Annotated in this window: 3 protein-coding genes; 1 reads left to right on the forward strand and 2 read right to left on the reverse strand. The window is 34.1% G+C overall.

The window, feature by feature from the left end; genetic code table 11:
• Nucleotides 1-160 precede the first annotated feature (160 nt).
• Entirely contained in the window at nt 161-601 is a 441-nt protein-coding gene (locus ACP5P5_RS13300; protein WP_428286601.1) for a VOC family protein, read from the reverse strand.
• Nucleotides 602-1,345: 744 nt separating this feature from the next.
• On the opposite strand from ACP5P5_RS13300, the gene ACP5P5_RS13305 reads away from it, so the two are divergent.
• Nucleotides 1,346-3,778, forward strand: a complete 2,433-nt coding sequence (locus tag ACP5P5_RS13305) for an alkaline phosphatase family protein (RefSeq protein ID WP_428286602.1) — start codon at nt 1,346-1,348, stop codon at nt 3,776-3,778.
• A gap of 499 nt (nt 3,779-4,277) precedes the next feature.
• On the opposite strand, the gene ACP5P5_RS13310 is transcribed toward ACP5P5_RS13305, so the two are convergent.
• Nucleotides 4,278-4,649 (reverse strand): GxxExxY protein, encoded by a 372-nt coding sequence (locus ACP5P5_RS13310; protein WP_428286603.1) that lies wholly within the window; start codon nt 4,647-4,649, stop codon nt 4,278-4,280.
• Nucleotides 4,650-5,003: the final 354 nt, after the last annotated feature.

A 5,003-nucleotide genomic window follows, 5' to 3' on the forward strand; every position in this document is an offset into this window, starting at 1 on the left:
AAAATTCAATAAACAATCAATACCAATTTTCAACTGCTTATAGTAGGAATGTAAATCATTCAAACATTGAATACCAAAACAAGTCTATTCATTTACCACAATAAACTTGTTATGGTGAAATATGTAAGGAGGAAAGAAACTAGAAAGCATCAATTGTAGTTTATACTTGCCCTTTATATTGTGGATCAAAATCTATCATCCACTCAATACCGAATTTATCTCTAAACATTCCAAAATAGGAACCCCAAGGGCTATTTGCTATGTACATTTCTACTTCTCCGTCTTGTGATAGTCCGTGAAAAATTCTATCCGCTTCCCCTTTACTTTCAACACTCACAGAAATTTTGCTTCTGGTCTCCATTTCATTGTGTTTACCCATTTGTTCCGGCGTATCGCTTCCCATTAATATACTATGTTTACCAATGGGCAAAGCAATATGCATTATTTTTTCTGCTTCTTTATCCAGGTTAATTGGGCTATCAAATTGAATGTCTTTAAAACGTACAATTCTGGCAAATTCGCCGCCAAAAACAGAACGGTAGAATAAAAATGCTGTTTCTGCATTTCCATTAAAATGTATGTAAGGGTTAATTGATGCCATAAAATTTATTTAGATGTTGATGAATAGTTTTAAGAAATTATGAGTATATAAATATATTATGCTTTGGACATTCTTTGAGTAAGTGAATTTTATTGTCCGAAAATGGAAGCTTACACTTACAAACTAACCCAACAGTAGTTATGTAAACTGTAATAGCGGTTAAAGTTCCCGGCTTATCTATGATTTTTAAAAAACCGCTTTTAATCTTAATAACTATTAATGTAAAGTAAATTGCAACAAGCGAATTAGTTAAAATTGTAAAATAACTAAAGAATCGTATGGTCGTTTCAATAATTGAATTATTGCTATTTTCTATCATCAAATAATATTGTGTCAAAACTGCAAACCATGCAATGAGTGAGAAAACTATTGATAAACTTTTTTTCATATTGTAATATCTTTTTAGCTTAACATTACTATTTTACCACTAAGCTTAGTGGGGTAATTTCAGCATTCAACTTGATTATATCCATGTAAATTCAATTCAGAACTTCAGGGTCATATAAGCACAACCACATTGTACTTGTAAAATGCTGAGAAAACACCTAAAACGTCATAAGCACCTAGCCACTCCATTATAATAAATTCATTTATTTTTTACCAATTTCATGGCTAATCAGTGCGACACTTACTTTAATGATAAAACTAATCCAAATTCATTTTATATTAAGCTTTGGTTATATCATGCCACTTATCAATCAATGATGAAGTGTTATCTTTAATTTTAAACAGAAATTCATTTTTATGAAAGTTAGCTTACTATTAACTATTGCATTACTGTTTGGAACAGTAACCTTTGCGCAAACACCAACCGATAATCCACAAGCAAAACAAATTTTGTTACCCAATGGTTGGTCATTAAGCCCTGCAGGAAGGTCATTACAATTGGGCGACTTGCCTTTGAATATACAAATTTCACCTAATCATCGCTATTTGGCGGTTACTAATAATGGGCAAAGTACTCAAAGTATTCAACTGATTGATCCAAATTCAGAAGAAATTTTAGATGAAAAACCCATTAAAACTTCCTGGTATGGTTTAACTTTTAGTGCCAATAGCAAAAAGCTGTATGTGTCTGGTGGAAATGATAATATCATTTTAGTTTATCCCATTTATAAAAACAAGTTGTTAAATGCCGATACCATCAAATTAGGGAAAAAATGGCCAAATAAAATAAGTCCAACCGGTATTGCGGTAAACAACAAATCGCAGTTACTGTATACCGTTACGAAAGAAAATAATAGCTTATACATCGTTAATTTAAAGAATAAACAAATTCTTAAACAGATTGACTTAGGTGCAGAAGCTTACGATTGTTTACTTTCTCCGGATCAAAAAACTTTGTATATCTCCCTTTGGGGAGCAGATGCAATAGCAGTTTTTGATACACAAAAAGAAATTATATCAACTACCATAAAAACTGAAAGTCACCCTAACGAGCTTTGTTTGAACAAAAAAGGAAGTATTTTATTTGTTGCCAACGCCAATGACAATTCCGTTTCCGTAATTGATACTAAGTCCCTAAAAGTTTTAGAAAATATTTCAGTTAGTTTATTCCCTAATCATCTTACAGGCTCTACCACCAATGGATTAGCCTTGTCTGATGATGAAAAAACATTGTTTATTGCCAATGCAGACAATAATTGCCTGGCAGTTTTTGACGTAAGCCAACCGGGAAGAAGCAAGAGTAAAGGCTTTATCCCAACAGGATGGTATCCTACCAATGTAAAAAGTTTCGGAAAGAAAATATTTGTAGCGAATGGCAAAGGCTTCTCAAGCTTACCCAATCCAAAAGGTCCTCAACCCATCAGTAAAAAAGATGATAGTGGTTACCAAAAAAGTCCAACTGAAAAGCAAGAGGTTCAGTACATCGGAGGCCTTTTTAAAGGTACATTATCTATCATAGATATCCCTAGTGCTGCGGAACTTAAACAATATAGTAAACAAGTGTATGCCAATGTTCCATCCAGAAAAGTCAATTCAAACATTAAAAGCCTGGATGACAATCCAATACCAACCATAGAAGGCGAAAAAAGCCCAATTAAATATGTCTTTTATATCATTAAAGAAAACAGAACCTACGACCAGGTTTTAGGCGATATTAAAAAAGGAAACGGCGATAAATCACTTTGTATTTTTCCTGAAAAAACTACACCCAATATACATAAACTAGCTAATGAATATATTTTGTTAGATAACTTTTATGTAGATGCTGAAGTAAGTGCCGATGGACACAATTGGAGTACCGCTGCTTATGCTACAGATTATGTTGAAAAAACATGGCCCATAAGCTATGGCGGCCGGGGTGGAACTTATGATTATGAGGGCTCCAGAAAAATTGCTTACCCGAAAGATGGCTTTATTTGGGATTATTGCAAAAGAGCAGGAATTAGTTACAGAACTTATGGAGAATTTGCTGATGGAAAAGAAGCTAGCATACCGGCTCTGAAAAACCATTTCTGTCCCAATTATGCCGGTTTTGATTTAACTGTGAAAGACACCACTCGTTTTAGTGCCTGGAAAAAAGATTTTGACAAACTTTTGGCAGAAAATAAAGTTCCGCAATTGAATACTTTAAGATTTTCGAATGACCATACCAGTGGACAAAGAAAAGGAAGTATTAGTCCAAGTGCCGCTGTTGCGGATAATGACTTAGCAGTAGGTTTATTTGTTGATTACTTATCGCATAGCCCTATTTGGAAAGAATCTGCCGTATTTATTTTAGAAGACGATGCACAAAATGGTCCGGATCATGTGGATGCACATCGTTCGCCCATTTTAGTAATTAGTCCGTACGCCAAGAGAAATGAAGTGATTAGCACCATGTATTCTACTAGTGGTGTATTAAGAACGATTGAATTAATTTTAGGCTTACCACCCATGAGTCAGTATGATGCAACGGCTTTGCCACTATATGATTGTTTTACCTCAAAACCCAATTTTACGCCATATAACCACTTAGATGCCAACATCAATTTAGATGAAAGAAATGTAGCAGTTAACAAAAGCGCTAAAATTTCAGAAACCTTTAATCTATCCAAAGAAGATGCTGTACCCGATTTACAACTGAATGAAGTAATCTGGAAATCGATAAAAGGTGAAGACGCTATTATGCCTGCCCCAAGAAGAAGTGCTTTTGTTAAATTACAGCAAAAGAAAAAAGATGAAGATGATTAGTATTTGATAACGAGCCCTATCTTTTCGAATGATTTGTTACTGTTTGAAAGATTTGTCATTCTTTACCCTTGCTCATTATAAGTGAATACACTTTCATCAACAAAGGCTTTCAAAAGAGTTTGTAAATATGATAACATTTCATTTCATCAAATTGATGGGTTGATATGCGCAATGTTAGGGTGGTACCGTTAAGTGACTTAATCGCCAAAATTATTTTTATAAAGTTGATAAATACACAAGAGGTTAATACATTGGAAATAATTGTAATAGCCTATCCAATAATCAGCATTATAGCTGCTCAATTTGTGTTCATTTTATAGAAATTTAAGTAAGGAATATTTGCTAACTTATTTTAGAACAAGACACCTCACCCTGTACTTGCGGACACCCCCTTTATTTGGTAAGGACAGGGAACGGGGATAAGTTTTTTTTTCCGAGTTTTTCTGTTTTCTCTGTGGTTAGTTTTTTTCACCACAGAGGGCACGGTGGTACACAGAGGTTATATTATCCATCTTATTATTCCTTCTTTTAATCGGGGTACATTGAAATTTATTAATAATCCAATCTTAATACCTGCAAGTTTCATATAAGTCATAAGTTGCGCTTTGTGTATTTCGGCAATGGTATCAACAGATTTAATCTCCACAATTACTTTGTTTTCAACCAGCAAATCAATACGATACCCCGCATCTAACTTTATGTCTTTGTAAACCAATGGTAATGCTACTTGTCTTTTAACACCTAAGCCGGTGTTTATTAATTCGTAATTTAAGCATTCTTCGTATGCACTTTCGAGCAAGCCCGGACCTAATTGTTTATGCACTTCGATGGCGCCACCAATAATCTTTTCAGTAATCGTATTCTCAATCATATCACTATTATTTTTCTCACTGTTTCTCTGTGTTCTCTGTGGTTAGTTTTGTTCATCACAGAGGCACCGAGGGGCACAAAGATTATATATCTCTGCTTATAATGCACTACTCATCTAATTCTCAAAATTTTCTCCGTGTTTCTCTGTGTTCTTTGTGGTTAGTTTTGTTCACCACAGAGACACTGAGGGGCTCAGAGGTTGTATATCTCTGCTTATAATGCACTACTCATTTATTTCTCAAAATTTTCTCCGTGTTTCTCTGTGTTCTTTGTGGTTATGTTGTAGGCTCCCCATTTTCAGTACGTATCAAAAGTAGAATTTAAATCATTTGATTGCATAATACTATTATTATTA

Source organism: Hydrotalea sp., from assembly GCF_049968455.1.
GTDB lineage: Bacteria > Bacteroidota > Bacteroidia > Chitinophagales > Chitinophagaceae > Hydrotalea.